The organism is Cellulomonas sp. APG4 (assembly GCF_009996735.1).
Taxonomy (GTDB): domain Bacteria; phylum Actinomycetota; class Actinomycetes; order Actinomycetales; family Cellulomonadaceae; genus Actinotalea.
Map to the genome: position 1 here is coordinate 1 of NZ_JAACYI010000008.1, position 26,478 is coordinate 26,478.

At 74.7% G+C, this 26,478-nt stretch carries 24 protein-coding genes and 1 pseudogene; 3 read left to right on the plus strand and 22 right to left on the minus strand.

Annotated features, from left to right (window positions below; translation table 11 throughout):
- The 14 genes and pseudogenes from GXB85_RS07745 to GXB85_RS18810 all read right to left on the minus strand — a co-directional run.
- Positions 1-1,118, minus strand: a pseudogene (locus tag GXB85_RS07745) (primosomal protein N'); the annotation flags it as partial.
- Between the two features lie 114 nt (positions 1,119-1,232).
- Positions 1,233-2,429 (minus strand): methionine adenosyltransferase, encoded by a 1,197-nt coding sequence (gene metK / locus GXB85_RS07750; RefSeq protein WP_161917076.1) that lies wholly within the window; start codon positions 2,427-2,429, stop codon positions 1,233-1,235.
- A 70-nt stretch (positions 2,430-2,499) separates the two neighbouring features.
- Positions 2,500-3,708, minus strand: coding sequence for a bifunctional phosphopantothenoylcysteine decarboxylase/phosphopantothenate--cysteine ligase CoaBC (coaBC, locus tag GXB85_RS07755; protein ID WP_161917077.1), 1,209 nt, complete (start codon positions 3,706-3,708; stop codon positions 2,500-2,502).
- A 10-nt stretch (positions 3,709-3,718) separates the two neighbouring features.
- A complete protein-coding gene (rpoZ, locus tag GXB85_RS07760) occupies positions 3,719-3,982 on the minus strand; it encodes a DNA-directed RNA polymerase subunit omega (RefSeq protein ID WP_161917078.1) in 264 nt (87 codons plus the stop codon).
- Positions 3,983-4,085: 103 nt separating this feature from the next.
- Complete coding sequence (gmk, locus tag GXB85_RS07765; protein WP_202627714.1) at positions 4,086-4,679, minus strand: guanylate kinase; 594 nt, start codon at positions 4,677-4,679, stop codon at positions 4,086-4,088.
- Between the two features lie 7 nt (positions 4,680-4,686).
- Positions 4,687-4,998 carry an integration host factor, actinobacterial type gene (mihF, locus tag GXB85_RS07770; protein WP_161917079.1) on the minus strand — a complete coding sequence of 104 codons (312 nt, stop codon included), beginning with the start codon at positions 4,996-4,998 and terminating at the stop codon, positions 4,687-4,689.
- A 109-nt stretch (positions 4,999-5,107) separates the two neighbouring features.
- Complete coding sequence (gene pyrF / locus GXB85_RS07775; RefSeq protein ID WP_161917080.1) at positions 5,108-6,013, minus strand: orotidine-5'-phosphate decarboxylase; 906 nt, start codon at positions 6,011-6,013, stop codon at positions 5,108-5,110.
- Positions 6,010-9,372, minus strand: a complete 3,363-nt coding sequence (gene carB, locus GXB85_RS07780; protein ID WP_161917081.1) for a carbamoyl-phosphate synthase large subunit — start codon at positions 9,370-9,372, stop codon at positions 6,010-6,012. The genes pyrF and carB overlap by 4 nt, the downstream gene beginning before the upstream one ends.
- Positions 9,356-10,552: a glutamine-hydrolyzing carbamoyl-phosphate synthase small subunit gene (gene carA, locus GXB85_RS07785; RefSeq protein WP_161917082.1), complete on the minus strand. Its 1,197-nt coding sequence runs from the start codon at positions 10,550-10,552 to the stop codon at positions 9,356-9,358. Before carA ends, carB begins: the two co-directional genes overlap by 17 nt.
- On the minus strand, positions 10,438-11,163 hold the full coding sequence (locus GXB85_RS17815) for a hypothetical protein (RefSeq protein ID WP_202627715.1): 726 nt from the start codon (positions 11,161-11,163) through the stop codon (positions 10,438-10,440). The genes carA and GXB85_RS17815 overlap by 115 nt, the downstream gene beginning before the upstream one ends.
- The gene (locus tag GXB85_RS07795; protein ID WP_161917083.1) at positions 11,160-12,482 is read right to left on the minus strand and encodes a dihydroorotase; all 1,323 of its coding nucleotides are present in this window, start codon (positions 12,480-12,482) and stop codon (positions 11,160-11,162) included. The genes GXB85_RS17815 and GXB85_RS07795 overlap by 4 nt, the downstream gene beginning before the upstream one ends.
- A complete protein-coding gene (locus GXB85_RS07800; RefSeq protein WP_161917084.1) occupies positions 12,479-13,465 on the minus strand; it encodes an aspartate carbamoyltransferase catalytic subunit in 987 nt (328 codons plus the stop codon). The genes GXB85_RS07795 and GXB85_RS07800 overlap by 4 nt, the downstream gene beginning before the upstream one ends.
- Positions 13,462-14,103 (minus strand): bifunctional pyr operon transcriptional regulator/uracil phosphoribosyltransferase PyrR, encoded by a 642-nt coding sequence (gene pyrR, locus GXB85_RS07805; RefSeq protein WP_161917085.1) that lies wholly within the window; start codon positions 14,101-14,103, stop codon positions 13,462-13,464. The genes GXB85_RS07800 and pyrR overlap by 4 nt, the downstream gene beginning before the upstream one ends.
- Positions 14,104-14,159: 56 nt before the next feature.
- Positions 14,160-14,231 carry a hypothetical protein gene (locus tag GXB85_RS18810; RefSeq protein WP_370524102.1) on the minus strand — a complete coding sequence of 24 codons (72 nt, stop codon included), beginning with the start codon at positions 14,229-14,231 and terminating at the stop codon, positions 14,160-14,162.
- On the opposite strand from GXB85_RS18810, the gene GXB85_RS07810 reads away from it, so the two are divergent.
- Positions 14,219-17,599: a bifunctional proline dehydrogenase/L-glutamate gamma-semialdehyde dehydrogenase gene (locus GXB85_RS07810; protein WP_161917086.1), complete on the plus strand. Its 3,381-nt coding sequence runs from the start codon at positions 14,219-14,221 to the stop codon at positions 17,597-17,599. The two genes, GXB85_RS18810 and GXB85_RS07810, sit on opposite strands and share 13 nt — an antisense overlap.
- Before the next feature lie 81 nt (positions 17,600-17,680).
- Positions 17,681-20,137 carry an EAL domain-containing protein gene (locus GXB85_RS18815; RefSeq protein ID WP_161917087.1) on the plus strand — a complete coding sequence of 819 codons (2,457 nt, stop codon included), beginning with the start codon at positions 17,681-17,683 and terminating at the stop codon, positions 20,135-20,137.
- 43 nt (positions 20,138-20,180) lie between these two features.
- Here GXB85_RS18815 and nusB read toward each other — a convergent pair whose 3' ends face one another.
- The 5 genes from nusB to GXB85_RS07840 form a co-directional block, all read right to left on the minus strand.
- Entirely contained in the window at positions 20,181-20,597 is a 417-nt protein-coding gene (gene nusB / locus GXB85_RS07820; protein ID WP_161917088.1) for a transcription antitermination factor NusB, read from the minus strand.
- A gap of 3 nt (positions 20,598-20,600) precedes the next feature.
- Positions 20,601-21,164 carry an elongation factor P gene (gene efp / locus GXB85_RS07825; RefSeq protein ID WP_161917089.1) on the minus strand — a complete coding sequence of 188 codons (564 nt, stop codon included), beginning with the start codon at positions 21,162-21,164 and terminating at the stop codon, positions 20,601-20,603.
- A gap of 171 nt (positions 21,165-21,335) precedes the next feature.
- A complete protein-coding gene (locus GXB85_RS07830) occupies positions 21,336-21,749 on the minus strand; it encodes a hypothetical protein (RefSeq protein WP_161917090.1) in 414 nt (137 codons plus the stop codon).
- Positions 21,746-22,360: a hypothetical protein gene (locus GXB85_RS07835; protein ID WP_161917091.1), complete on the minus strand. Its 615-nt coding sequence runs from the start codon at positions 22,358-22,360 to the stop codon at positions 21,746-21,748. Before GXB85_RS07835 ends, GXB85_RS07830 begins: the two co-directional genes overlap by 4 nt.
- A 31-nt stretch (positions 22,361-22,391) precedes the next feature.
- Positions 22,392-22,859, minus strand: a complete 468-nt coding sequence (locus GXB85_RS07840) for a type II 3-dehydroquinate dehydratase (RefSeq protein ID WP_161917092.1) — start codon at positions 22,857-22,859, stop codon at positions 22,392-22,394.
- Between the two features lie 146 nt (positions 22,860-23,005).
- On the opposite strand from GXB85_RS07840, the gene GXB85_RS07845 reads away from it, so the two are divergent.
- Positions 23,006-23,419: a hypothetical protein gene (locus GXB85_RS07845; protein ID WP_161917093.1), complete on the plus strand. Its 414-nt coding sequence runs from the start codon at positions 23,006-23,008 to the stop codon at positions 23,417-23,419.
- Positions 23,420-23,479: 60 nt separating this feature from the next.
- Here the strand turns inward: GXB85_RS07845 and aroB are convergent, their stop codons facing one another.
- The 3 genes from aroB to aroC are packed head-to-tail and all read right to left on the minus strand — an operon-like array spanning position 23,480 to position 26,399.
- Positions 23,480-24,601 (minus strand): 3-dehydroquinate synthase, encoded by a 1,122-nt coding sequence (gene aroB / locus GXB85_RS07850; RefSeq protein ID WP_161917094.1) that lies wholly within the window; start codon positions 24,599-24,601, stop codon positions 23,480-23,482.
- Positions 24,598-25,182 carry a shikimate kinase gene (locus GXB85_RS07855; RefSeq protein ID WP_161917095.1) on the minus strand — a complete coding sequence of 195 codons (585 nt, stop codon included), beginning with the start codon at positions 25,180-25,182 and terminating at the stop codon, positions 24,598-24,600. Before GXB85_RS07855 ends, aroB begins: the two co-directional genes overlap by 4 nt.
- Positions 25,179-26,399, minus strand: coding sequence for a chorismate synthase (gene aroC, locus GXB85_RS07860; RefSeq protein ID WP_161917096.1), 1,221 nt, complete (start codon positions 26,397-26,399; stop codon positions 25,179-25,181). The genes GXB85_RS07855 and aroC overlap by 4 nt, the downstream gene beginning before the upstream one ends.
- Positions 26,400-26,478 lie beyond the last annotated feature (79 nt).

The window sequence follows — 26,478 nt, forward strand, 5'->3', positions numbered from 1 at the left end:
ACGAGCTCGGTCGACGTGAGCGCGGCGACCCGGGGCGTGCGCGCACGCACCTGGGCCCGCGGTGCGCCGACGGCGTGCGCCGTCCCGTCCGCGACCCACCGCGTGGTGGCGGTCGACCGGACGAGGCCGCCCACCAGCAGCGCCGCACCCTCGAGGTGCGCACGCTCGGCGAGCACGTCGCGTGCGTGCGGGTACGGCGCCCGCGGCTCGGCGTGCAGGTGGTGGGCGTCGTCCCAGCACACCACGAGCCCGAGCCTCGCCACGGGCGCGAACGCGGCCGCGCGCGTGCCGACCACGACGTCGGCGCGGCCGCGGCTCGCGGCGAGGAACGCGCGGTAGCGGTCCGCCGGACCGTCGTCCGCCATGAGCGACACCCAGCCGTCGGCCCGTCCCACGCTCCACGGTTCGACGCCCGCGCGCTCGAGAGCGGCACCGAGCGCGTGCACGTCGGCCCCGGTCGGCGCCACGACCAACGCACCGCGGCCGCCCTCCCGGGCCGCCCGCACCGCTTGCGCGACCGCGTCGGGCCAGTCCTCCCCCGGTGGCCCCGGGAGCGCGTGCCACACGGCGCGGGGCGCCTCACCGGCCGCGACGCGGCGGACGAACGCCTCCCCGCCCTGGTAGCCGGACCACGGGCGGGCGTCGTGCGCCTTCGCTCGCGGGCGCGGGGCGGGGGCGGGCCAGTCCTCCTGCTCGGTGCGCGCGTGCCGGGGCGGCAGCGCGAGGCGCAGCACGTCGGGCACGGTTCCGGCGTAGCGCCGGGCGACGACTCCGACGAGTGCGCGCACCTGGGCCGTCAGCACGACCTCGGGCGAGACCACCCGTCGCAGCGGCGTGAGCTCACCGCCGTGCTCGGGGACCTCGACGCGTTCGACGAGCACGCCGTCGACGTCCTGCCCGCCGAAGCGCACCCGCACCCGCACCCCCGGGCGCGCCGAGGTGTCGGCCGTCGCCGGGACGGCGTACTCGAAGACCCGGTCGAGGTGCGCGAGCCCACGCTCGACGACGACGCGCGCCACAGGGAGCCGGTCCGCGAGGGGCACGGGCCCGCGCACGCGCCGCCGCCGCGGCGCGGGCAGCCCGCTCAGCGTCGGCTGCTCGGCGTCACCCGCGGTCACGGCGCAGCTCCCCTCACGCGGCACATCCCATCACGCGCGACCGACGGCGTGCCGTCCGCCCGGCGTGGCTGTGGACGCGTCCCCCGTCGGGTGCACCCGGACGCCGACGACCTGTCAGGACAGCGCGCTGTGCAGGTCGAGCACCCGGTCGGTGCGCTCCCACGTGAAGTCCGCGAGCTCGCGGCCGAAGTGCCCGTACGCCGCGGTCCGCGAGTAGATCGGGCGCAGCAGGTCGAGGTCCCGCACGATCGCCGCGGGACGCAGGTCGAAGACCTCGCGGATCGCCGCGGTGAGCCGGTCGACCGGGACGGTCTCGGTGCCGAACGTCTCGACGTACAGGCCGACGGGGTGCGACGCACCGATCGCGTAGGCCACCTGCACCTCGCACCGGCGCGCGAGGCCGGCCGCGACGACGTTCTTCGCGACCCAGCGCATCGCGTAGGCGGCCGAGCGGTCGACCTTCGACGGATCCTTGCCGGAGAACGCCCCACCGCCGTGCCGGGCCATGCCGCCGTAGGTGTCGACGATGATCTTCCGCCCGGTGAGCCCCGCGTCGCCCTGCGGGCCGCCGACGACGAACGTGCCCGTCGGGTTGACGAGCAGACGGTGCGACGTGGTGTCGAGGTCGAGCTCCTCGAGCACCGGCACGACGACGTGCTCGGCCACCTCGGGGGCCAGGCGGGCGTCGAGCGGGACGCCCGGGTCGTGCTGGGTCGAGAGGACCACGGTGTCGAGGTGGACGGGACGGTCGCCCTCGTAGCCGATCGTCACCTGCGTCTTGCCGTCGGGACGCAGGTAGTCGAGCGTGCCCTCCTTGCGGACCGTCGCGAGCCGCTCCGCGAGCCGGTGGGCGACCCAGATGGGCAACGGCATCAGGGAGGGCGTGTCGTCGCTCGCGTAGCCGAACATGAGGCCCTGGTCGCCCGCGCCCTGCGCGTCGAGAGGGTCGTGCTCGGCACCGCTGCGCACCTCCCACGCCGTGTCGACGCCCGCCGCGATGTCGGGCGACTGCTGGCCGATCGACACCGAGACCCCGCACGAGTGGGCGTCGAACCCGATGGTCGAGGAGGTGTAGCCGATGCGCTGCAGCACCTCGCGCACCACCTGCGGGATCTCGACGTACGCCTCGGTCGTGACCTCGCCCGCGACGTGCACGAGTCCCGTCGTGACCATCGTCTCGACCGCGACGCGCGCCGCCGGGTCCTGCGCGAGCATCGCGTCCAGGATGCCGTCGGAGATCTGGTCGCAGACCTTGTCGGGGTGCCCCTCGGTGACCGACTCGGAGGTGAACAGGCGCGGTGCGGGGCTCATGGTCGCCAGCCTAACGACCGCACCCGACGCGACCGCGCACGTCCGCGCGCCGGACAGCCGCCGCGGCGGCTCAGTCCGCTCGGGGCAGCAGCGGGACGACGGCGTCCCACACGGCCTCGGCGACCTCGTCCTTGGTGCCCCGGGCGGTGCCGACCTCGTCACCCCGCGCATCGAGCAGCGTCACCGCGTTCGTCGCGGTGCCGAACCCCCGTCCGGGCCCGACCTCGTTCACGACCAGCAGGTCCGCACCCTTGCGTCGTGCCTTGGCCCGGCCGTGCGCCAGCACGTCGCCGTCGCCGTCGCCCGTCTCGGCCGCGAAGCCCACGACCACCTGGCCGGGGCGCGGCCGCTCGGCCGCGAGCTCGGCGAGCACGTCGGGGTTGGTCGCGAGCTCGATGGTCGGGGCCGTGCCGGTGCCGTCCTTCTTGATCTTGTGCGCGGCGACGCCCACCGGGCGGAAGTCCGCGACCGCCGCGGCCATCACCACGACGTCGGCGGCCGCGGCGGCGTCCCGCACGGCGCTGCGCAGCTCGGCCGTCGTCTCGACGTCGACCGTCCGCACGCCGGCCGGGGGTGCGACCGTCAGGTTCGCCGCGACGAGGGTCACGTGGGCACCGCGCCGCGCGGCCGCCGCCGCGAGGGCCACGCCCTGCCGCCCCGACGAGCGGTTGCCGAGGAAGCGCACCGGGTCGAGCGGTTCGCGCGTGCCGCCCGCCGAGACCACCACCGCGCGTCCCCGCAGGTCGTCGCCCGGGGGGACGACGAGGGCCAGTGCGGCGCGGGCGATCTCCTCGGGCTCGGGCAGACGCCCGGGGCCGGTGTCGGCCCCCGTGAGCCTCCCGGACGCCGGTTCGAGCACGTGGACACCACGTTCGCGGAGGGTCGCCACGTTGGCGCGCGTCGCGGGGTGCTCCCACATCTCGGTGTGCATGGCCGGCGCCATCAGCACCGGGCAACGGGCCGTCAGGAGAGCCGCGGTCAGGAGGTCGTCGCTGCGGCCCCCGGCGGCACGGGCCAGGAGATCCGCCGTCGCGGGCGCGACGACGACGAGGTCGGCGGACTTGCCCAGTCGCACGTGCTCGACGGACGGGACGTCCTCGAACACCTCCGACGTCGCAGGCTGCCCGGACAGGGCCTCCCACGTGGCGCGCCCCACGAACTCGAGCGAGGCCCGCGTCGGCACCACGCGCACGTCGTGACCCGCCTCGGTCAGCAGGCGGAGCAGCAGTGCGGACTTGTACGCCGCGATGCCCGCGCCGACACCCAGCAGGATCCGCACGGCGGGAGGCTCAGGCGTCGGTCTTGGTGACCGTCAGCAGACCCGCGTTGATCTCGCGCATCGCGATGCTGAGCGCCTTCTCCTGGTGCCGCGCCTCGACGAGCGGGCCGACGTACTCGAGCAGGCCCTCGTTGAGCTGCGAGTAGTACGCGTTGATCTGGCGGGCGCGCTTGGCCGAGTAGATGACCAGGGCGTACTTCGAGTCAGCCGCGGTGAGCAGCTCGTCGATGGGCGGGTCGGTGATGCCCTCGGGGGCGGCGACGGTTCCGGACATGTTCGCACTCCGTGCTTCGCAGGTGGCGGGTGGTCGGTGGCGGCGGTCGGTGCGCGTGCACCGACGCGGGGCGGACGGTGCGACCCCGGGCCGGTGGTCCATGCTACCCGCCCGGCACGCCCATCACGCGGATCAGCTCGTCGGTGGCGCGCGCGACCTCGTCGTTGACGATCACGTGGTCGAACTCGCTCTCGGCCGCGAGCTCGACGCGCGCGGTCGCGAGTCGGCGCTCACGCTCCTCGGGCCCCTCCGTGCCGCGGCCCACGAGCCGTCGCTCGAGCTCGGCCCACGACGGCGGCGCCAGGAAGACGAAACGGGCCTCGGGCATCGCCGCACGCACCTGCCGGGCACCCGCGAGGTCGATCTCGAGCAGCGCGGGGCGCCCGGCCGCCAGCCGCTCGAGGACGGGCGTGCGAGGGGTGCCGTAGCGGTTGCGGCCGTGCACGACCGCCCACTCGAGGAACTCCCCCTCGGCGACCATCCGGTCGAAGGTCGGCGCGTCCACGAAGTGGTAGTGGACGCCGTCGACCTCGCCGGGACGCGGGGCGCGCGTGGTGGCCGAGACCGAGAGCCACACCTGCGGGTAGCGGGCCCGGACGTCGGCCGAGACCGTCCCCTTGCCGACGGCGGTCGGGCCGGCGAGGACCGTCAGGCGGGCGCCGGGCGCCGTGGGGCCGTCCGGGATGCGTGCTGGCAAGATCCGCTCAGCCGAACCGCTCGATCAGGGCCTCGGCCTGGTGCGGGCCGAGGCCCCGCAGCCGACGCGTCTCGGAGATCCCGATCTCGGCCATGATCGCGCGGGCCTTGACCTTCCCGACCCCCGGCAGGGACTCGAGCAGCGCGGACACCTTGAGCTTGCCGATGACGTCGTCCGTACGGCCCTGCTCGATCACCTCGGCGAGGGAGCCCTGGGAGTACTTCAGGCGGTTCTTCACCTCGGCTCGTGCCTGACGGGCTGCAGCAGCCTTCTCGAGGGCCGCGGCGCGCTGTTCAGGGGTCAGCGGCGGTAGAGCCACGCGGGGTCACCTTCTTCGCACGAGGGGCGGGGCGGTCGGGACGAACCTAGCGACCCGGGTGCCGAAGAGGCAACGCGGTCTCGCCGATCCGTCCGGCCAGCGCCCCTGGTCAGCGCGCCGCGCGGAGCGCACGGGTCACGTCGGCAGATGCCTCACGGGCTGCCGCGAGCAGCGCGCCGCCGTCGGGCCCCGCTCCCAGCACCCCGCGCGAGGACGACACGAGCACCTGGTCGCGCGCCGCGGCGAACACGCGCGCGACGTCGTCACCACGTGCCCCCTGCGCGCCGTAGCCGGGCGCGAGGAGGGGGCCACGAACGGCCGCGAGGTCGAGCCCCAGGTGCGCGGGGGCCTCGCCCACGGTCGCGCCGACGACGAGACCCACGGACCCGAGCCCTCGGCCACCGCTCCCCGCGAGCTCGGCGGCGTTGAGGCGAGCGGCCTCGCGCGCCACGGTGACGGCGACGGCGCCGTCGGGGCCGACGGCGTGCTGGACCGCGCTGCCCTCCGGGTTGGACGTGAGGGCGAGCACGAACAGGCCCGCGCCCGCCTCGGCCGCGGCCTCGACCGCCGGGGCGAGCGACCCGAAGCCCAGGTAGGGCGTGACGGTGAGGGCGTCGCACGCGAGCGGGGCGCCGGGCCGCAGGTACGCGTCGGCGTAGCCCTGCATCGAGCTGCCGATGTCCCCCCGCTTGGCGTCGAGCACCACCTGGGTCGCTGTGCCGGCGGAGCGGACGTGCGCGAGCAGCTCGGCGAGCACCTCGATGCCCGGGGCGCCGTGGCGCTCGAAGAAGGCCGCCTGCGGCTTGAGCGCGGCCACGTGCCCCGTCAGGGCGTCCGCGGTGCGCAGGGCGAGCTCGCGGAGCCCCGTGACGTCGTCCGGCAGGCCCCAGGCGTGCAGCAGCCCGGGGTGGGGGTCGATCCCGACGCAGAGCGGGCCCAGCTCGTCCATCGCGACCGCGAGCCGGGCGCCGAAGGCCGGTCCGCGTGGACCGCCCCCGGCGCCGTCCGGCGTCATGCGTGCCGCCCGTCGACCACCGGCACCACGGCTGCCTCACGCAGCTCGAGCGCGTGGTCCTGGAGGCTGCGCACCCCGAACGGGCCGGAACGCAGCGACTCGATCCCCTGCACCGCAGCAGCGAGCTGCTGCACGGTCGTCACGATCGCCTTGTCGGCCGCGACCGTGGCGGTCCGGATCTCGTACCCGTCTGCGCGCGCGCCCTGGCCCGAGGGGGTGTTGACGACCATGTCGACCTCACCGGACGAGATCAGGTCGACGATCGTCGGCTCGCCGTCCGCGCCGCGACCCTCGGACTGCTTGCGCACCACGCGGGACTCGATGCCGTTGCGTCGCAGCACCGCCGCGGTGCCCGCGGTCGCGAGGATCTCGAAGCCGAGCTCGCTGAGCCGCTTGACCGGGAACGTGATGGCGCGCTTGTCGCGGTCGGCCACGGAGATGAAGGCGCGCCCCTCGGTCGGCAGCCCGCCGAACGCCGCGGCCTGGGACTTCGCGAACGCCGTCGGGAAGTCGACGTCGAAGCCCATGACCTCGCCGGTCGAGCGCATCTCGGGCCCGAGGACCGTGTCGACCACGTCGCCGTCGGCCGTGCGGAACCGCCGGAACGGCAGCACGGCCTCCTTGACCGCGATGGGAGCGTCGAGGCCCAGCGTCCCGCCGTCGCCGCTCGCGGGGAGCACGCCCGAGGCGCGCAGCTCGGCGATCGAACGGCCCGCCATGACGAGCGCGGCCGCCTTCGCGAGCGGCACGCCGGTCGCCTTCGACACGAAGGGGACGGTGCGCGACGCCCGCGGGTTCGCCTCGAGCACGTAGAGCACGTCGGAGACGAGGGCGAACTGCACGTTGAGCAGGCCGCGCACGCCCACCCCGCGCGCGATCGCCTCGGTCGACGTGCGGATGCGGTCGAGCTCCGCGGTCGAGACGGTCACGGGCGGCAGCGCGCAGGCCGAGTCGCCCGAGTGGATCCCGGCCTCCTCGATGTGCTCCATCACACCGCCGAGGTACAGCTCGGTGCCGTCGTACAGCGCGTCGACGTCGAGCTCGATCGCGTCGTCGAGGAACCTGTCGACGAGCAGCGGCGGGATCTCCTGACCGGGTGCCAGGCCGCCGGCCGCACCGGTGAGCGCGCGCTGGACGTACTCGGCGAGCTGCTCGTCGGAGTAGACGATCTCCATGCCCCGGCCACCGAGCACGTACGAGGGACGCACGAGCACCGGGTAGCCGATGCGGCGCGCGACCTCGGTGGCCTCGGCGAGCGAGCGCGCCGTCCCGAACGCGGGCGCGGGCAGACCTGCCTCGACCAGGACGCGGCCGAACTCGCCCCGGTCCTCGGCCGCGTCGATCGCTGCGGGCGGCGTGCCGAGGATCGGCAGACCGGCGTCGGCGAGGCGCTGCGCGAGAGCCAGGGGCGTCTGCCCACCGAGCTGCACGACGATGCCCGCGACCGGGCCCACGGCGGCCTCGGCCGCGTAGACCTCGAGCACGTCCTCGAAGGTGAGCGGCTCGAAGTACAGGCGGTCCGAGGTGTCGTAGTCGGTCGAGACGGTCTCGGGGTTGCAGTTCACCATCACCGTCTCGAACTCGCCCTGGAGCGCGAGGGCCGCGTGCACGCACGAGTAGTCGAACTCGATGCCCTGGCCGATCCGGTTCGGTCCCGAGCCGAGGATGATCACCGCGGGGCGCGTGCGCGGCTCGACCTCGGTCTCCTGCTCGTAGGTCGAGTAGTGGTACGGCGTGCGGGCGGCGAACTCGGCCGCACAGGTGTCGACCGTCTTGTAGACGGGGCGCAGCCCGAGGGCGTGCCGCACCTGGCGGACGGTCTCCTCACCCAGGCCGCGCAGCGCGGCGACCTGCCGGTCCGAGAGCCCGTGCCGCTTGGCGCGCAGCAGCAGCTCGGCGCCCAGCTCGCCCGCGGCCGCGACCTCGTCGGCGACCTGGTTGACGAGCAGCACCTGGTCGAGGAACCACGGGTCGATGCCCGTGCGGCGGTAGACCTCCTCGACGGTCGCACGCTCGTCGACCGCGGCGGCGCGCAGCACCTGCTGCACGTCGATCAGCCGACCCTCGGTGGGTGTGCCGATCGAGTCGAGCAGCGCGGTGAGCCGCTCCCCCGCGGGCACGTCGCCGTCCCAGTGGAACGTCGAGCCGGCGCGGTCGATCGAGCGCATCGCCTTGCCCAGCGCCTCGGTGAAGCTGCGGCCGAGCGCCATCGCCTCGCCGACCGACTTCATGGTCGTCGTGAGCGTCGGGTCGGCCGCCGGGAACTTCTCGAACGCGAAGCGGGGGACCTTGACCACGACGTAGTCGAGCGACGGCTCGAACGACGCCGGGGTCGAGCCCGTGATGTCGTTGGGGATCTCGTCGAGCGTGTAGCCGACCGCGAGGCGCGCCGCGATCTTCGCGATCGGGAATCCCGTGGCCTTCGAGGCGAGCGCGCTCGAGCGGGACACGCGCGGGTTCATCTCGATGACGACCACGCGGCCCGTCCGCGGGTCGACGGCGAACTGGATGTTGCAGCCGCCGGTGTCGACGCCCACCTCGCGGATCACGGCGATGCCGATGTCGCGCAGCCGCTGGTACTCGCGGTCCGTGAGGGTCATCGCGGGGGCGACGGTCACCGAGTCACCCGTGTGGACGCCGACCGGGTCGACGTTCTCGATCGAGCAGACGACCACGACGTTGTCGGCGTGGTCGCGCATGAGCTCGAGCTCGTACTCCTTCCAGCCGAGGATCGACTCCTCGAGCAGCACCTCGGTCGTGGGCGAGTAGTGCAGCCCCGCGCCCGCGATGCGGCGCAGCTCGGCCTCGTCGAACGCGATGCCCGAGCCCAGCCCGCCCATGGTGAACGACGGCCGCACCACCACGGGGTAGCCCAGCTCGTCCGCGGCCCCGAGCACCTCGTCCATGGTGTGGGCGATCACGCTCCGCGCGCTCTCGGCACCTGCCCGCTCGACGACGTCCTTGAACGCCTGGCGGTCCTCGGCGAGGTGGATCGAGGCCGTGTTCACGCCGATCATCTCGACGCCGTGGCGCTCGAGCACCCCGGCCTCGTCCAGCGCGATCGCGGTGTTGAGCGCGGTCTGGCCGCCGAGGGTCGGCAGGATCGCGTCGGGCTTCTCCTTGGCGATGATCGCCTCGACCACCTCGGGGGTGATCGGCTCGACGTAGGTCGCGTCGGCGAACTCGGGGTCCGTCATGATCGTGGCGGGGTTCGAGTTCACGAGGATCACGCGCAGGCCCTCGTCGCGCAGGACGCGGCACGCCTGGGTGCCCGAGTAGTCGAACTCCGCGGCCTGGCCGATGACGATCGGTCCCGAGCCGATCACCAGGACGCTCGAGAGGTCAGTGCGACGGGGCATCGGTGCTGGGCTCCTTGGTCATGAGCTCGACGAAGCGGTCGAAGAGGTAGTCGGCGTCGTGCGGGCCCGCGGCGGCCTCGGGGTGGTACTGCACCGAGAAGGCGGGCAGGTCGAGGCACTCGAGGCCCTCCACGACGTCGTCGTTGAGCGCGACGTGCGAGACGACGACGCGGCCGTACCTACCGTCCCCGTGCGGGGCCACGGACTCGCCGTCGAGCGGCGCGTCGACCGCGAAGCCGTGGTTGTGGGCGGTGATCTCGACCTTGCGCGTGCGGCGGTCCATCACGGGCTGGTTCACGCCGCGGTGGCCGTAGGTCAGCTTGTAGGTGCCGAAGCCCAGCGCGCGGCCGAGCAGCTGGTTGCCGTAGCAGATGCCGAAGAACGGGATCCGCCGGTCGAGCACGTCGCGCAGCAGCTCGATCTCGTGGCGCGCGGCGGCGGGATCGCCCGGGCCGTTGGAGAAGAAGACGCCGTCGGGCTCGAGCGCGAGCACGTCCTGCGTCGACGCCGTCGCGGGCAGCACGTGCGTACGCACACCGCGCTCGGCGAGTCGCTGCGGCGTCATCGACTTGATGCCCAGGTCGATCGCGACCACGGTCGCGACGGCCTCGGTGCCCGACGCCGGCCCGCGCACGGGCTCGACGGTGTAGGGCTCGGCGACCGTGACCTCGCCCGCGAGGTCGGCCCCGGTCATGACGGGGGCCGACGTGACCTCGTCGAGCAGGTCCTGGTCGGTGCGGCGGCGGCCGCTCGCGTCCACGAGCGCGGGACCCGAGAAGATCCCCGCGCGCATCACCCCTCGCTCACGCAGGTGGCGTGTGAGGGCGCGCGTGTCGAGCCCGCTGATCCCGACGACCCCCTCGGCGGCCAGGCCGTCGTCGAGCGTCCGGGTCGAGCGCCAGCTCGACGGCCGGATCGCCGGGTCGCGCACCACGAAGCCGGCAACCCAGATGCGCGTGGACTCGACGTCCTCCTCGTTGATGCCGGTGTTGCCGATGTGCGGCGCCGTCATCACGACGATCTGGCGGTGGTAGGACGGGTCGGTCAGCGTCTCCTGGTACCCGGTCATCCCGGTGTTGAAGACGATCTCTCCCACGGTGGTCCCGTGGGCGCCGTACGCGCTGCCGGCGAACGTGCGCCCGTCCTCGAGCACGAGGACGGCGTCGGCGGGGGCGGGCATGGGTTCTCCTCGAGGGCGGGGGCCGGGCGGGGCCCGCCGGTGGTGGTCGCGGGTGCGGTGGCGGGGCCGAGCGCGCGGACGGCGTCGAGCAGCGTCGCGCGCTCGCCGCGTCGTCGGGTGCGCAGGCCCGTGTCGAGCGTCACCGAGCCGCCCGGTGCCCGCCACCGGAGCACGACGAGACCGTCACCGCCCACGAACTTGCCGGCCATGCCTCCTGCGGTACCGATCGCCACGAGGTCCTCGGCGGGGACGAACAGGTTCGGTGCGCCCACGCGTCGCACGAGCACGCCGTCGGCCCGGACGTCGACCTCGGCGGACGAACGCTCGCCCAGGCCGTGGGCGACGACGCGGTCGAGCGGACGCTCGGCCACGACCGTGCTCACGTAGGTCGCCGCGACGGGACCGAGCACGTGCGCCGCGTCGGTGGTCGGCGGGGCCACGGCGGGTGCCGGCACGTCGACGGCGGAGGCCGCGGCGCGCCGCCGCCAGCCGCGCCGCATCGCGGCGAGCAGCAGGACGACGAGCACGAGCAGCGCCAGGATCCCGACGAGGTCGCCCGTGTCGGGTGACTCGGTCGCGCTCGGCGGCGCAGCGACCACGAGGGCGGTCACGCGTGCTCCCCGGGCTCGACCGCGACGCCGTCGAGCACGGTCGGGCGGCCGCGCAGGAAGGTCGCACGCACGGCGCCGACGAGCTCGCGCCCGCCGTAGGGCGTGTTGCGGCTCGCGCTCGCCATCGCCTCGGGCACCACGGTCCAGCGTGCCGCCGGGTCCACGAGCGTGAGGTTGGCGGGCTCGCCCACGGCGATCGGCCGCCCGTGCGCCGCGTCGACCCGACCGATGCGCGCCGGGGTCGACGAGAGGACGCGGGCGACGCCGGCCCAGTCCATGCGGCCGGTGTCCACCATCACGCTCGCGACGATGCCGAGCGCGGTCTCGAGCCCGGTCATCCCGAACGCGGCCGCGGCCCACTCGCAGTCCTTGTCCTCGCGCGTGTGCGGGGCGTGGTCCGTCGCGACGATGTCGATCGTCCCGTCCGCGAGACCCGCACGCAGCGCCTCGACGTCCTCGGCCGTCCGCAGCGGCGGGTTGACCTTGTACAGCGGGTCGTAGCTGCGCGCGAGCTCGTCCGTCAGGAGCAGGTGGTGCGGGGTCACCTCGGCCGTCACGTCGATGCCGCGCGCCTTGGCCCAGCGCACGATCTCGACCGAGCCCGCGGTGGACACGTGGCACACGTGCAGGCGCGCACCCACGTGACCGGCGAGCAGCACGTCCCGCGCGATGATCGCCTCCTCGGCGACCGCGGGCCAGCCCGCCAGGCCGACCTCGGCCGAGACGACGCCCTCGTGCATCTGGGCGCCTGCGGTGAGCCGGGGCTCCTGGGCGTGCTGCGCGACGACGCCGTCGAACGCCTTGACGTACTCGAGGGCCCGTCGCATGAGCACCGGGTCGTCGACGCAGTGGCCGTCGTCCGAGAACACGCGCACGCGCGCGGCCGAGTGCGCCATGGCGCCGAGCTCGGCGAGACGTCGCCCCTCGAGGCCCACGCTCACGGCCCCGACGGGGTGCACGTCGACCCAGCCCGCGTCGCGCCCGAGCCGCCACACCTGCTCGACCACGCCGGCGGTGTCGGCGACGGGCGTCGTGTTCGCCATCGCGTGGACCGCGGTGAACCCGCCGAGGGCAGCGGCGCGCGTCCCCGAGCGCACGGTCTCGGCGTCCTCGCGCCCGGGCTCGCGCAGGTGGGTGTGCAGGTCGACCAGGCCCGGGAGCGCGACGAGACCCGCGGCGTCGAGGACGCGCGCGTCGGTCCGCGCCCGCGCGGCCGCGTCGGGACCGATCGCGGCCACGCGCCCGTCGGCGAGCAGCAGGTCGGTCGGGTCCCCTCCGAGCGGGGCGACCCCACGCAGCAGGTGCTCGGTGCCGGTCACGCGACCGCCTCCCTCTCCTTGGCGAGCAGCAGGTACAGCACGGCCATCCGGACGGCCACGCCGTTGGCGACCTGCTCGACGATCACCGCGCGCGGCGAGTCCGCCGCGTCCGCCGAGATCTCCAGGCCGCGGTTCATCGGCCCCGGATGCATCACGACGGCGTGCTCGGGCAGCAGCGCCATGCGCCGGGCGTCGAGGCCGAAGGTGCGGGTGTACTCGAGCGGGCTCGGGAAGAAGCTCGTCCCACCCGTGCCGTCCGCACCCATCCTCTCGCGCTGGACGCGGAGCATCATGATCGCGTCCGGCTGCTGGTCGGTGATCACGTCGTCGAGGTGGTAGGACACGTCGCACGGCCAGGCCTCGACGCCTACGGGCACGAGCGTGGGCGGTGCGACGAGCGTGACCCGGGCGCCGAGCGTGTGGAGCAGCTGCACGTTCGAGCGTGCGACGCGCGAGTGCAGCACGTCGCCGACGATCGCGACGCGTAGGCCCGTGAGGTCCTTGCCCACGCCGTCGGGCTCGTCGGCCGTGCCCACGAGGTGTCGCCGCACCGTGAACGCGTCGAGCAGCGCCTGCGTGGGGTGCTGGTGCGTGCCGTCGCCCGCGTTGACGACCGAGGAGCCCACCCAGCCCGCGTGCGCGAGCCGGTGCGGCGCGCCCGAGGCCTGGTGGCGGATCACGACGGCGTCCGCGCCCATGGCCTGGAGGGTCAGCGCGGTGTCCTTGAGCGACTCTCCCTTGGACACGCTCGAGCCCTTGGCCGAGAAGTTGATCACGTCGGCCGAGAGCCGCTTGGCGGCGGTCTCGAACGAGATGCGCGTGCGGGTCGAGTCCTCGAAGAACAGGTTGACCACGGTGCGTCCGCGCAGCGTCGGCAGCTTCTTGATCTCGCGACCCTGCGTCGCGGCCATGCGCGCCGCGGTGTCGAGGACCTCGATCGCGCTCGTCCGGTCCAGGTCCGCGGCGCTCAGCAGGTGCTTCATCGCGCCACCTCCGCGCGCGAGTCGCCGCCGTCGCCGTGCTCGATCCGCACCTGGTCCACGCCGTCGACCTCGACCAGGTGCACGCGCACCCGCTCGGCGACCGAGGTGGGCAGGTTCTTGCCCACGTAGTCGGCGCGGATCGGCAGCTCGCGATGCCCCCGGTCCACGAGCACGGCGAGCTGCACCGCACGTGGCCGGCCCAGGTCGTTGAGGGCGTCGAGCGCGGCGCGGATCGTGCGCCCGGAGTAGAGCACGTCGTCCACGAGCACGACGACGGCGTCGTCGATGCCCGCGGGGCGTCCGGGCGGCAGCTCGGTCTCGCCGATGGTGCGCGTCGGGTGCCGGTGGAGGTCGTCGCGGTACATCGTCACGTCGAGCGACCCGACCAGCCTGTCCGGGTCGAGGCCGTCCTCGACGGCGACGAGGCGCTCGGCGAGCCGGTGCGCGAGCGGGAGCCCGCGCGTCGGGATGCCGAGGAGCACGACGTCGGCCGCGCCCTTGTTGCGCTCGAGCACCTCGTGCGCGATCCGGGTCAGCGCCCGGGAGATCTCGGGGGCTCCGAGCACCTCGGAGCCCGTTGCGGGCGGGCTCGCGGAGCCGCGTGGGTCGTCGCTGGGCAGCACGGTGCCAGAGGACATCTGGCGACCTCCTTCCCCGCCTCACGGGACGGGCCTTAAAGGACGTCGGACGCCGCTCACCCTACTGCACGCGCGTCGCGCGGCGGCGCGCCCCGCCACGGGCCAGGATGGGGCGATGGCGACCCCATCGAACCCGCTGCCCACCGACCAGGCGCTCACCCTCGCGCAGAGCTGGCTCGCGACGACCTCACCGTCGGCGGGCGCCTCGACACCCGCCGAGGACCGCACGACGGCGCGGCTCGCGGCCCTCGTCTCCGACCCCGCGGGGCTCGAGCTGGCCGTGCGGTTCGTCGACCGTGTCGCGCGCCCGGCCGACGTGCACGTGGCCGCACGTGAGCTGGCGGACCTCGGCTCCGGGGCGCGCCGCGCGACGTTCCTCGGGCCGCTCGACCGCGCGATGCTCACGCTCGGCGCGGCGGTCGCACCCGTGCTGCCCGGCGTCGTGGTGCCGGCGGCGAGGGCGCGCCTGCGGCAGCTCGTCGGTCACCTCGTGGTCGACGCCGGCGCGGGTCTCGGTCGCCACCTCGCGGCCCAGCGCACCCAGGGGTTCCGGCTCAACCTCAACCTGCTGGGCGAGGCCGTGCTGGGCGAGCGCGAGGCGCAGGACCGGCTCGCCCGCGTCCAGGCCCTGGTCGAGCGTCCCGACGTCGACCACGTCTCGGTCAAGGTCTCGAGCGTCGCGAGCCAGCTGGTCCCGTGGGACCTCGACGGCAGCGCCGAGCGCGTGGTGCGCAGGCTCCTGCCCCTGTACCGCAGCGCACGCGACCACGGGACCTTCCTCAACCTCGACATGGAGGAGTACAAGGACCTCGACCTCACGCTCGAGGTCTTCGAGCGGCTCATGGCCACCGACGAGCTCACGTCCGCCGAGATGGGCGTCGTGCTGCAGGCCTACCTGCCCGACGCGCACGCGGCCCTCGAGCGCGTGACCGCGGCCGCGACCTCGCGCGTCTCCCGCGGCGGCGCCCGGGTCAAGGTGCGGCTCGTCAAGGGCGCGAACCTCGCCATGGAGCGCGTCGACGCCCAGCTCCACGGATGGTCCCAGGCCCCCTACCCGACCAAGGCCGACGTCGACGCCGCGTACGTGCGCCTCGTGGACCGGGCGCTGCGGCCCGAGGCCACGCACGCGGTGCGGGTGGGCGTCGCGAGCCACAACCTCTTCCACGTCGCGCTCGCGCACCTGCTCGCCGAGGAGCGCGGGGTGGGCGAGGCGCTCGACGTCGAGATGCTCCAGGGCATGGCTCCCGCGCAGGCGCGCGCGGTGCGCGACACGCGTGCCGAGGCCGGGCACGTGCGCGGAGTCGTGCTCTACACACCGGTCGTGGCGCGGGCCGACTTCGACGTCGCGATCGCGTACCTCGTGCGCCGGCTCGAGGAGAACGCGACGGGCGAGAACTTCCTCCACGACCTCTTCTCGGAGGGAGCGGGGCCGTCGTCCGCCCGCCGCGGCGTGGACCGGCAGCGCTCCGCGTTCCTCCGCTCGGTCGAGCGGTCCGCCGAGGTGGCGACCGAGCCGCGGCGCACCCACCCGCCCGCACGACCCGGCCCCGGGACCACCTCCTTCCAGGCGACGCCGGACACGGATCCCGCGGTCGCGGACGCGCGCACGTGGGGGGTCGGTCTGCTCGACCGGCACGTCGACGTCCCCGCCCCCGTGGTCGTGCGCAGCACCGCCGACGTCGACGGCGTCGTCGCGCACGCCCTGACGTTCGCCCCCACCTGGGCCGGGACGGCGCCGTCGGCCCGGGCGGCGGTGCTGCGCCGCGCGGCCGAGCTGCTCGAGGACGCGCGCGGCGACCTGCTCGCGGTCATGGCCCAGGAGGCCGGCAAGACCCTCGCCGAGGCGGACCCCGAGGTGTCGGAGGCCGTCGACTTCGCGCGGTACTACGCGGACCGCGCAGAGGAGCTCGCCGACGGGCGCGTGCCCGGGGCCGTGTTCCGTCCGCACGGGCTCACCGTCGTCACGCCCCCGTGGAACTTCCCCGTCGCGATCCCCACCGGGTCGGTGCTGGCCGCGCTCGCCGCGGGCTCGGTGGTGCTCGCCAAGCCGGCGCCGCAGACCCCGCGCACCGCGGCGGTCGCCTACGAGTGCGTGCGCCGCGCGCTCGCCGAGCACAACCGACCCGCCGACGTGCTCCAGGTGATCGACAGCCCGGAGGGTGACGTCGGCCGCCACCTGGTGAGCCACCCCGACGTCGCGCGCGTGGTGCTGACCGGCTCGATCGAGACCGCGCGTCTCTTCGCGTCCTGGCGCCCGGACCTCGACGTCATCGCCGAGACGTCGGGCAAGAACGCCCTCGTGGTGACGCCCGCCGCCGACGTCGACCTCGCGGTGGCTGACGCGGTGCGCTCGGCGTTCGGCCATGCCGGCCAGAAGTGCTCGGCGGCGTCGTTGCTCATCCTCGTCGGGAGCGCGGGGCGCTCGGACCGGCTGCGCCGCCAGCTCGCCGACGCGGTCGCCTCGCTGCGCGCGGGCCCCGCGACGGACCCGTCCACCACCATGGGGCCGCTCGTCGAGCCCGCCACGGGCAAGCTGCTGCGCGCCCTGACCACCCTCGAGGACGGCGAGGAGTGGCTCGTCCGGCCCCGCCGCCTCGACGACGAGGGCCGCCTGTGGACCCCGGGGGTGCGTCACGGGGTCCGGCCCGGCTCGTTCTTCCACCTCACCGAGTGCTTCGGACCGGTGCTCGGCGTGATGCGCGTCGAGACGCTCGACGAGGCGATCGCCCTCCAGAACGCGCCCGAGTTCGGCCTCACGGGTGGCCTGCACTCGCTCGACGAGGACGAGATCGCGCACTGGCTCGCGCACGTGCAGGTGGGCAACGCCTACGTCAACCGGCACATCACGGGCGCGATCGTCGAGCGCCAGCCCTTCGGCGGGTGGAAGGCCTCCTCGGTGGGACCGGGTGCCAAGGCCGGCGGCCCCCATTACGTCGCCCAGCTCGGCCGGTGGGCGGACTCCCCCGACGTCCCGACCGACGACGAGGGGTGGCTCGCCTGGGCGGCCGAGGACGACGCCCGCGTCTGGGCGCGGCTGCGGCGGCCCGAGGACCGCACGGGTCTGGTGGTCGAGGAGAACTCGCTGCGCCACGTGCCGGTCGACCACCTCACGCTGCGCGTGGGCGACGGCGCCGCGGACCGCGAGGTGGCGCGCGTGCTGCACGCCGCGCGGGTCGTCGGCGTGCCCGTGACCGAGAGCACCGCGGCCGACCGGTCGCACGAGGAGTTCGCCGCGGACGTGCGCGACGGACGCGTCTGCGGCCGCGTGCGGGTGGTCGGCGACGCACCGGGCCTGCGCGAGGCCGCCGCCGGGCAGGTGGACCACGTGACGGTGCTCGACGGCCCGGTGCTCGCCTCGGCCGAGCGCGAGCTCCTCACCCTCGTCCGCGAGCAGGCCGTGAGCCGCACGAGGCACCGCTACGGGCACGTCGCCCCCGGCGACCACCACCCGGACGGAGGACCTGCGTCCCGCGCGGTGCACCCGATCGGGCGGTAACCACGGGCTCGATCGGGCCAAAACGGAGAATTCACGCGAGTCGGACTCAACTCCGCCCGTGTGAGCGTCGATACTGCTCACGTGCCCGGAGTCATCCCGACCTCCCTGACCCTCGCCCAGTGCCTCGCCGCGGGCGTGGTGCTCGGGCTCTCCGCGATGCACTGGGGGTGGTGGCGCGGCCAGGTGGTGCGCTCCCCCGCCGCCGGGTGGACGCTCGTGTGGACCCTCGTGCTCGCGGGCGTCGTCCTCGTCAACGGCCTCGTGGGCGTGGCCCCGCTCGGTCCGTGGCACGAGAACCTCCTGCTGCTGCGCTTCTGCCTGCAGGCCGCCGCGGTCCTCGTGAGCCTGCCCGCCGTGCACGCCTACGCGGGTGGCCCCCGACCCCGCTGGTTCGTGGTCGGCCTGGGCACCTGGTACGCCGTCGGGCTCGGCCTGTGGCTCGGGACCGACCTGGTCACCGCGCACCGCACCGAGGGTGGTCTACCGGCCTACGGCCCCCTGTCGACCCTCGTGGACCTCGTGCCGCTCGCCGTGCTCGCCGTCTACGTCGCGCTCGCCGTCCGCGGACGCAGCCTGAGCGGCGTGGGCGCCGTCGTCACCGTGGCGGGCGCCGTCAGCTCGTCGCTGCTGCTCGCGTCCGCCTTCCCGCCGCCCACGGTCGTGACCGAGGTGATGCGCGGCACCTGGGTGGTCCCGCTCGTGCTCGGCCTGCAGGTGCTCGGCTCTGCGCGCATCGCGGCCGTCCGCCGCGAGGTGCTGCGCCACACCGCCATGCGTGACGCGCTCGCCGCCGTGGGGAACGCCGCGTGGTTCGTCCGCACGCCCGAGGAGATCCTCGAGCGGGGCCGCGACGAGTGCCGACGCGTGCTCGACGACCCCTCGATCGAGGGGAGCCTGCGGCCGCTCGCCAAGGACCGCTTCGTCACGGAGTTCTTCCGGCCCGACGGCGTGTGGGAGCCCGAGGCGGACCCGGTGGCCGAGGCCTTCCTGCGCGACATGGCGCGCGTGGTGTCGGGTGCGGCGGAGCGGCAGCGCCTCACCGTGCGTCTGCGCGACGCCGCCTTCACCGACACGCTCACCGGCCTGAGCAACCGGCACGCGCTCGACCGACGGCTCACGCAGGCGATGGACAAGGCCGCGGTCGAGCGCACCTCGGTGGGCGTGCTCTTCTGCGACCTCGACGGCCTCAAGCACGCCAACGACAGGCACGGGCACGAGTGGGGCGACCGCCTGCTGGTCCGCACGGCCGACCACCTGCGTGCCGTGGTCGGCGACCGCGGCATGGTCGCCCGGCACGGCGGTGACGAGTTCGTCGTGGTGCTCGAGCGGCTCGTGGCCGAGTCGGAGGCCATCGCGCTCGCCCGGCGCATCCGTGACGAGTTCGAGCCGATGCCCCAGGAGGTCGGCCGACCGACGATCACGGTGGGCGTCGCGGTGTGGCTCCCGCACGAGATCGTGGACCCGGCCTCCGTCATCCGGGCGGCGGACCTCGCGATGCTCGAGGGCAAGCGCTCCCACGCAGGGGTCAAGGTCTTCGACCGCGTCATGCGTGCCCGCGTCAACGCCGAGGCCGACCTGCGGTCCGCCCTCGAGGCGGGCATCAGCGACGGCGACATCGTCGCGCACTTCCAGCCCCTCACCGACGCGCTCACGCTCGAGGTGGTGGGGCTCGAGGTGCTCGCGCGGTGGCGGCGTGACGGGCGGCTGCGTCAGCCGGCCGAGTGGCTCGCGTTCGCCGAGCAGACGGGACTCATCGTCGACGTCGGCAAGCAGATGTTCCGGGCCGCACGCGAGGGACTCGACCGCTTCGAGCTCCCCGTCGCGGTCAACGTCGCCGCGCGGCAGCTCGACGAGCCCGACTTCCTGCGCCACGTCGAGGAGGCCTGGGGCGACGACGCCTGGGACCGCCTGACCATCGAGGTGACCGAGAGCGCGCTCCTCTACGACGCGACCCACGTGCGGGCGTCCCTGCAGGCGCTCGCGTCACGCGGTGTGCGGATCGCGATCGACGACTTCGGGACGGGCTACAACTCGCTCTCACGGCTCGGCGAGCTCCCGCTGCACGTCCTCAAGATCGACCGCACGTTCGTCCACGACGTGCGGACGCCCGAGGGCGCCGCGGTGCTGCGCGCGATCATCGCCCTCGCCGAGGCGCACGGCCTCGAGATCGTGGCCGAGGGCGTCGAGCACGCCGACGAGCTCACGGCGCTCGTGGAGATGGGCGTCCAGACGGTCCAGGGGCACATGCTCGGCCGACCGGCGGCCGAGCTGCCCGTGCGCGGCGACCGTGCGCACGCCGCGGCGAGCCACCTCATCGCGCGGCACCTCGCGGCGGTGCACGCCGCGCGGGCGACGACGGCCAGGGGCGACGTGCCGCGTCCGCTCGGGCCCGACGAGCACGAGCAGACCGACCGACCCACGGGTGAGGTGGGACTCGTGGGCACCGAGCGCGACGCGGCCGGGCTGACCGAGGACGACGAGGCGCTCGTGGCCGCCGAGCTCCCGGCCGAGCCGGCCTCGGGCGGTGCCGAGGCGTGAGCCCGCACGCGCGGGGTACAGCCGGAGACTGAGGCCGGGCGGCTCAGGCCAGGATCGTCGGCTTGAGCTCGACCACGCGTCCGAGCAGGCCGTTCACGAAGGCGGGTGAGTCGTCCGTCGACAGGGCACGCACCAGCTCGACGGCCTCGTCGACCGCGACGGCGTCGGGCACGTCCTCGCTGAAGAGCACCTCCCAGGCGCCGATGCGCAGCGCCGCGCGGTCCACCGCGGGCATGCGCTCGAGCACCCAGCCGTGGGCGTACGTCGCCAGCACCTCGTCGATGCGCTCGCGCTGGGCGACCACACCCTCGACGAGGTCCACGGCGTACTGCGGCACCGCCGACTCGGTGCCGGGCTCGGCGAGACGTGCCCGGAGCACCTCGAGCGGCTCGAGCCCGCGCTGGTCGGCCTCGAAGAGGACGTCGAGCGCCCGCTTGCGGGCCTTGCTGCGTGCGCCCACGTGTCAGTCGTTCACTCGGCCGAGGTACGAGCCGTCACGGGTGTCGACCTTGACCCGCGTGCCGGCCTCGAGGAACAGCGGCACCTGGATCTCGGCACCCGTCTCGAGGGTCGCGGGCTTGGTGCCGCCCGTCGAGCGGTCGCCCTGCAGGCCCGGCTCGGTGTAGGTGATCTCGAGGACCACCGACGGCGGCAGCTCGACGTAGAGCGGCTCGCCCTCGTGCGTCGCGACCGTGGCCTGCTGGTTCTCGAGGAGGAAGCTCGCCGCGTCGCCCACGGTCGCCTCGGGAACGTGCAGCTGGTCGTACGTCGAGCTGTCCATGAAGACGAAGTCGGCGCCGTCCTTGTAGAGGTACTGCATGTCGCGCTTGTCGACGTTCGCGGTCTCGACCTTGGTGCCCGCGTTGAACGTCTTGTCGACGACCTTGCCGGAGAGGACGTTCTTGAGCTTGGTGCGCACGAAGGCGCCGCCCTTGCCGGGCTTGACGTGCTGGAACTCGACGACGGTCCACAGCTGACCGTCCAGGTTGAGGACGGTCCCGTTCTTCAGGTCATTGGTGGTGGCCACGTCGGATCTTCCTGTCGAGCTCGCGGGAGCAGGTCGGTGGGCTCACGACGGGGGCTGCACGGCCGCGTCGTCGGGCCGGGCCCGGTCCGTACGGCCGCGCACGACGTCCGCCGTCGTGCACACGCCCCGGCCGGCCGACGGCCGCCAGGGCGGCATCCAGTGTAGCGGCGCTCAGGCCGCGAGCGTCGCCACGAGCCCGCGCGCCGCGCCGCCCACGAGCACGGCCCACAGCAGGGACGCGAACGTGCCGATGACGAAGCGCTCCGAGACGCCCGGATGGCCGCGGAGCTCGGGGAAGCGACCCAGACCCTTGACGGCGATCACGAACGCGAGACCTGCGGGGTAGCCCACCAGGAGGCACGCGGTCACCGCGAGGCGCTCGAGGACGCCGATCCACGTCCCCCCGCGCAGCACGTCGCGCGCGTGCTCGCCCGTGGGGCCGTCCCGCTCGCCGTCGTCGCCCGGCTCCCCCGCGTCCGGCGAGCGGGAGGCGGCCCGCAGCACGAGAGCGGTGAGCGGGACGCCGGCGAGGGCCGACACCGCGAGAGCGGCGAGCCCCACGAGCACGGCCAGCACGTCGTTCATCGGTCTCCTTCCGCGAGGAGCCGCGCCGCGACGGGGCGCACGGCGAGCTCCTCGGACCACAGGGCGGTGCGCAGCCGCTGGCTCACGGCCTGCTCGCTCACGCCGAGGCGCGCGGCCACGTCCTTCTGCCGCAGCTCGCTCCCGGCGAGCAGGTCGACCACCTCCCAGCCCGCGGGGGTGCGCCGTCCCACCACACCACCCAGGAGGCGCAGCACGGCCTCGGCCTCGGCCGCGGGCACCGCACCCGGTCCGTCACCCGCGTCGACGGCGAGCGGGACGGCGCTGCCGCGGCCGCGTGCACGCTCGACGGCGGCACGGGCCCGGACGAACACCGGTCCGGTGGCCGCGCGGCTGGTCGCGGGCAGCGGCAGGTCGGCCGGGCCCACGCCGATCCCGACGCTCCATCCGCCGAGCCGCAGCATCTCGAGCGCGGCCGAGACGACGGTCGACGGGTCCTCGAGCACGCCCTGCACCTCGTCGCCGACGGTGCGCTCGAAGCCCCGGAGCACGCCGGGCTCGGACGCGAGCACGTCGGCGAGCCGCTCGAGCAGGCCGGGAACGAGGTCGCCACGGCGCGTGCTCGCGTCCTGGTCGACCGTCATGACGAACATACCTCAAGGGTAGAGGCTTGATCTGGCTATATCAAGGCCTAGGGCTTGATGTCCGACGCCCGCGGCGCGCAGCGATCGCCTCGAGCGCGAGGCGGTAGGAGTCGATCCCGAAGCCCGCGACCGTGCCGGTGGCGACCCCGCCGACCACGCTCAGGTGCCGGAAGGTCTCCCGCGCGGCGGGGTTCGACAGGTGCACCTCGACCAGCAGCCCACCGGGGCCCGTGACCTGCGCAGCGGCGTCGCGCACCGCGTACGCGTAGTGGGTGAACGCGGCCGGGTTCAGCACGACGTCGGCGCCGGTGTCGACCGCCTCGTGCAGCCATCGCACGAGCTCGCCCTCGTCGTCCGTCTGGCGCACCTCGGCCTCGAGGCCGAGGCCGGACGCCCAGCCCTCGACCCGCGCGCACAGGTCCTCGTGCGTCGCCGAGCCGTAGACCTCCGGCTCACGCACCCCGAGCCGGCCGAGGTTGGGGCCGTTGAGCACCAGCACACGCGTCATGCGGTCAGGCTAGGGGATGGCGGTCGGGGCACGGCGGTCGGTCCGTCCGGCGCGCCGTCACCCGCGCGGGTGTCCTGTGCGCGGTGTGCTCAACACCGCGGGGGGACGTGCCGATGTACCGGGCAGGAGCCCGAGAGGACGTCGTCATGGCCTGGTCGCCCCCCGTCGACCACCACGAGGTGGTCGTGCACCGCCCCGCGGTGCGCACCGCCGCCGTGGTCACGGTGGTGCTGGTCGGGCTGCTCGTGCTCGTGGGTGCCAGCCTCGCGGGGGTCGCCGCGCTCGTCTTCGGACGCCAGGACGCGCGCGCCGACGAGGCCACGATGCTCGCGGCGCTGCGCACGGCCGCCGTCGCGCAGGAGACCTACCGTGCCGAGCACGGGCGCTACACGGATGCACGTGCGGCGCTCACCACGGCGGGCTGGGCACCCGAGGAGGACCTCGACCTGCGGCTGCTGAGCGCCTCGGGAAGCACGTTCTGCATGGCGGCCGGTCCGCTCGCGGGCGACCCCGTGATGTGGTTCACGCCCGCGGGCGTCACGGACGAGCCCTGCAGCTGAGGCGCGGGTCGCTCGAGCTCCGGCCGACGCCGGCGCGAGCCGTCGCCCGCGGCACCGGGGTCAGAGCAGGACGGCCTCTCCCCCGACCTCACGGCTGATCTCGGCGTAGGCCGCCGCGAGCAACGCGGGGTCAGGTCCCTCGAGCCGGCCGGGACGGCCGATCCCGTCGAGGACGACGAAGCGCAGCAGGTCGCCGCGCGCCTTCTTGTCGCGGCGCATCGCCGTGAGGAGCCGCTCCCAGCGGTCGCCGCGGTAGGTCACGGGGAGCCCGAGCGAGGTGAGCACCGCGCGGTGCCGCGCGACGACGTCGTCGTCCAGGCGCGCCGCGAGACGCGCGAGCTCGGCCGCGAAGACCATGCCGACCGAGACCGCGGCCCCGTGCCGCCACTGGTAGCGCTCGACCTGCTCGATGGCGTGCGCGAGCGTGTGGCCGTAGTTCAGCACCTCGCGCAGGCCGGCCTCGCGCAGGTCCTCCCCCACGACGCGCGCCTTGACGGCGACGGACCGCTCGACGAGCTCGCGCAGCACCTCGAGGGTCGCGTCGTCGAGCTCGGCGGCGCGCAGCGCGTCGGCGTGCGCCTCGACGAGCTCGAGGATGCGCTCGTCGGCGATGAACCCGGCCTTGACCACCTCGGCGAGGCCCGCGACGCGGTCGTGCGCGGGCAGCGTGCGGAGCGTCTCGAGGTCGCACAGCACTCCTGCGGGCGGGTGGAACGCGCCCACGAGGTTCTTGCCCTCGGCGGTGTTGATCCCGGTCTTGCCGCCGACGGCCGCGTCGACCATCGCGAGCAGCGTCGTGGGCACCTGGACCACGCGGATCCCGCGCAGCCACGTCGCCGCCACGAACCCCGCGAGGTCCGTCGTGGCGCCGCCCCCGAGGCCGACGACGGCGTCGCTGCGCGTCACGTCGGCCTGGCCGAGCACCTGCCAGCAGAAAGCCGCGACCTGGGCGCTCTTGGCCTCCTCGGCCTCGGGCACCTCGGCCAGCACGGCCTCGTAGCCCTCGCGCACGAGGTCCTCCCGCACGGCCTCGGCGGACGTCGCGAGGGCACCGGGGTGCACCACGAGCACCTTGCGTACGTTCGGTCCCAGCAGGCCGGGCAGCTCACCCAGCAGGCGGTGCCCGACGACGACGTCGTACGGCTGGTCCCCGTGCACCGGGATGCGGGTGGGCGCGGTCATGCCTGCTCCTCGGGGTGGTCGGCGGGTGCGACGACGCCCAGGTGCTCGAGCACGCGTGCGGCGACCGCGGCGGGGCGGACGCCGTCCGTGCTGACGGTGAGCGTCGCGAGCCGGGCGTACGTGGGCCGGCGCTGCTCCATGAGCTGCTGCCACTGCGCGCGGGGGTTGCCGAGCAGCAGCGGGCGCGACGTGTTGAAGCCGACGCGAGGTGCGGCGTGCGCGAGGGACACGTCGAGGAACACGACGCAGCCACCGTCGGCCGCGTACGCCTCGAGCCGCTCCTGGGTCTCGGCGTCCATGACGGCTCCGCCCCCCAGAGCGAGCACGCCGTCGTGCTCGGCGAGGGCCGTCGCGACGGCCTGACGCTCGAGCGCGCGGAAGTGCGGCTCGCCGTCCTCGACGAACACGTCCCGGATGGCCTTGCCCGCGAGGTGCTCGACGTCCTCGTCGGTGTCCCTGCCGCGCACGCCCAGGCGTGTCGCGAGCACGCGTGCGACGGTCGACTTGCCCGAGCCGGGCGGGCCGACGAGCACGACGCGAGGCTGGGTCGGCGGGGTCGCGACGTCGTCCGCGGTGCTCACCGGGCCTGCTCGGGGATCGACTCGAGGTAGGCCGCGTGGTTGCGCGCGACCTCGGCGACCGAGTCGCCGCCGAACTTCTCGAGCGCGGCCTCGGCCAGCACGAGCGCGACCATGGCCTCGGCCACGACGGCGGCGGGCGGGACCGCGCACACGTCCGAGCGCTGGTGGATGGCGCGCGCGGGCTCCCCCGACGCGACGTCGATCGTCGACAGCGCGCGCGGGACCGTGGAGATGGGCTTCATCGCGGCGCGCACGCGCAGCACCTCGCCGTTGGTCATGCCGCCCTCGAGGCCACCCGCGCGGTTCGACGTGCGCCGGATGCGGCCCGTCGCGGGGTCGCGCTCCATCTCGTCGTGCGCGACCGAGCCGCGACGAGCGGCCGTGCGGAAGCCGTCACCGATCTCGACGCCCTTGATGGCCTGGATGCCGAGCATCGCCGCACCGAGGCGCGCGTCGAGCCGCCTGTCGGCGTGCGTGTAGCTCCCGAGGCCCGAGGGCAGGCCGTAGGCGAGCACCTCGACGACGCCGCCGAGGGTGTCACCGGCCTTCTGCGCGTCGTCGACCTCGGCGACCATCGCGGCCGAGGTCGCGGCGTCGAAGCAGCGCACCGGGTCCGCGTCCAGGGCCGCGACGTCGTCGGGCAGGGGCAGCGGGGCGTCGTCGGGCACGCCCACGGGGCCGATCGCCACCACGTGAGCGACGAGGCGCACGCCCAGCGCCTGCTCGAGGAACCGCGACGCCAGGGTGCCGAGCGCGACCCGGGTCGCGGTCTCGCGCGCCGACGCTCGCTCGAGCACGGGACGCGCGTCGTCGAAGCCGTACTTGCGCATGCCCACCAGGTCCGCATGGCCCGGGCGAGGGCGCGTGAGCGGTCGGTTGCGCGCGATCTCGCGCTCGTCGCCCGTGCCCGCGTCGACGCGCAGGCGCTCGGGGTCCACCGGGTCCGCCGACATGACGTCGACCCACTTGGGCCACTCGCTGTTCGCGATCTCGATCGCTACGGGCCCGCCCTGGCTGCGGCCGTGCCGCACGCCCGCGAGGAGCCGCACCTCGTCCTGCTCGAACTTCATGCGAGCACCGCGGCCGTAGCCGAGCCGACGACGCGCGAGCGCGGCACGCACGTCCTCCGTCGTGACCTCCACGCCCGCGGGCAGGCCCTCGAGGACCCCCACGAGCGCGGGACCGTGCGACTCACCCGAGGTCAACCAGCGCAGCATGGCCCGATCCTCCCACGTGCCCGGACGCACCTCGGCCCCCGTCCGGGCAGCGGACGGGGGCCGAGGGTGCGCCGACCGG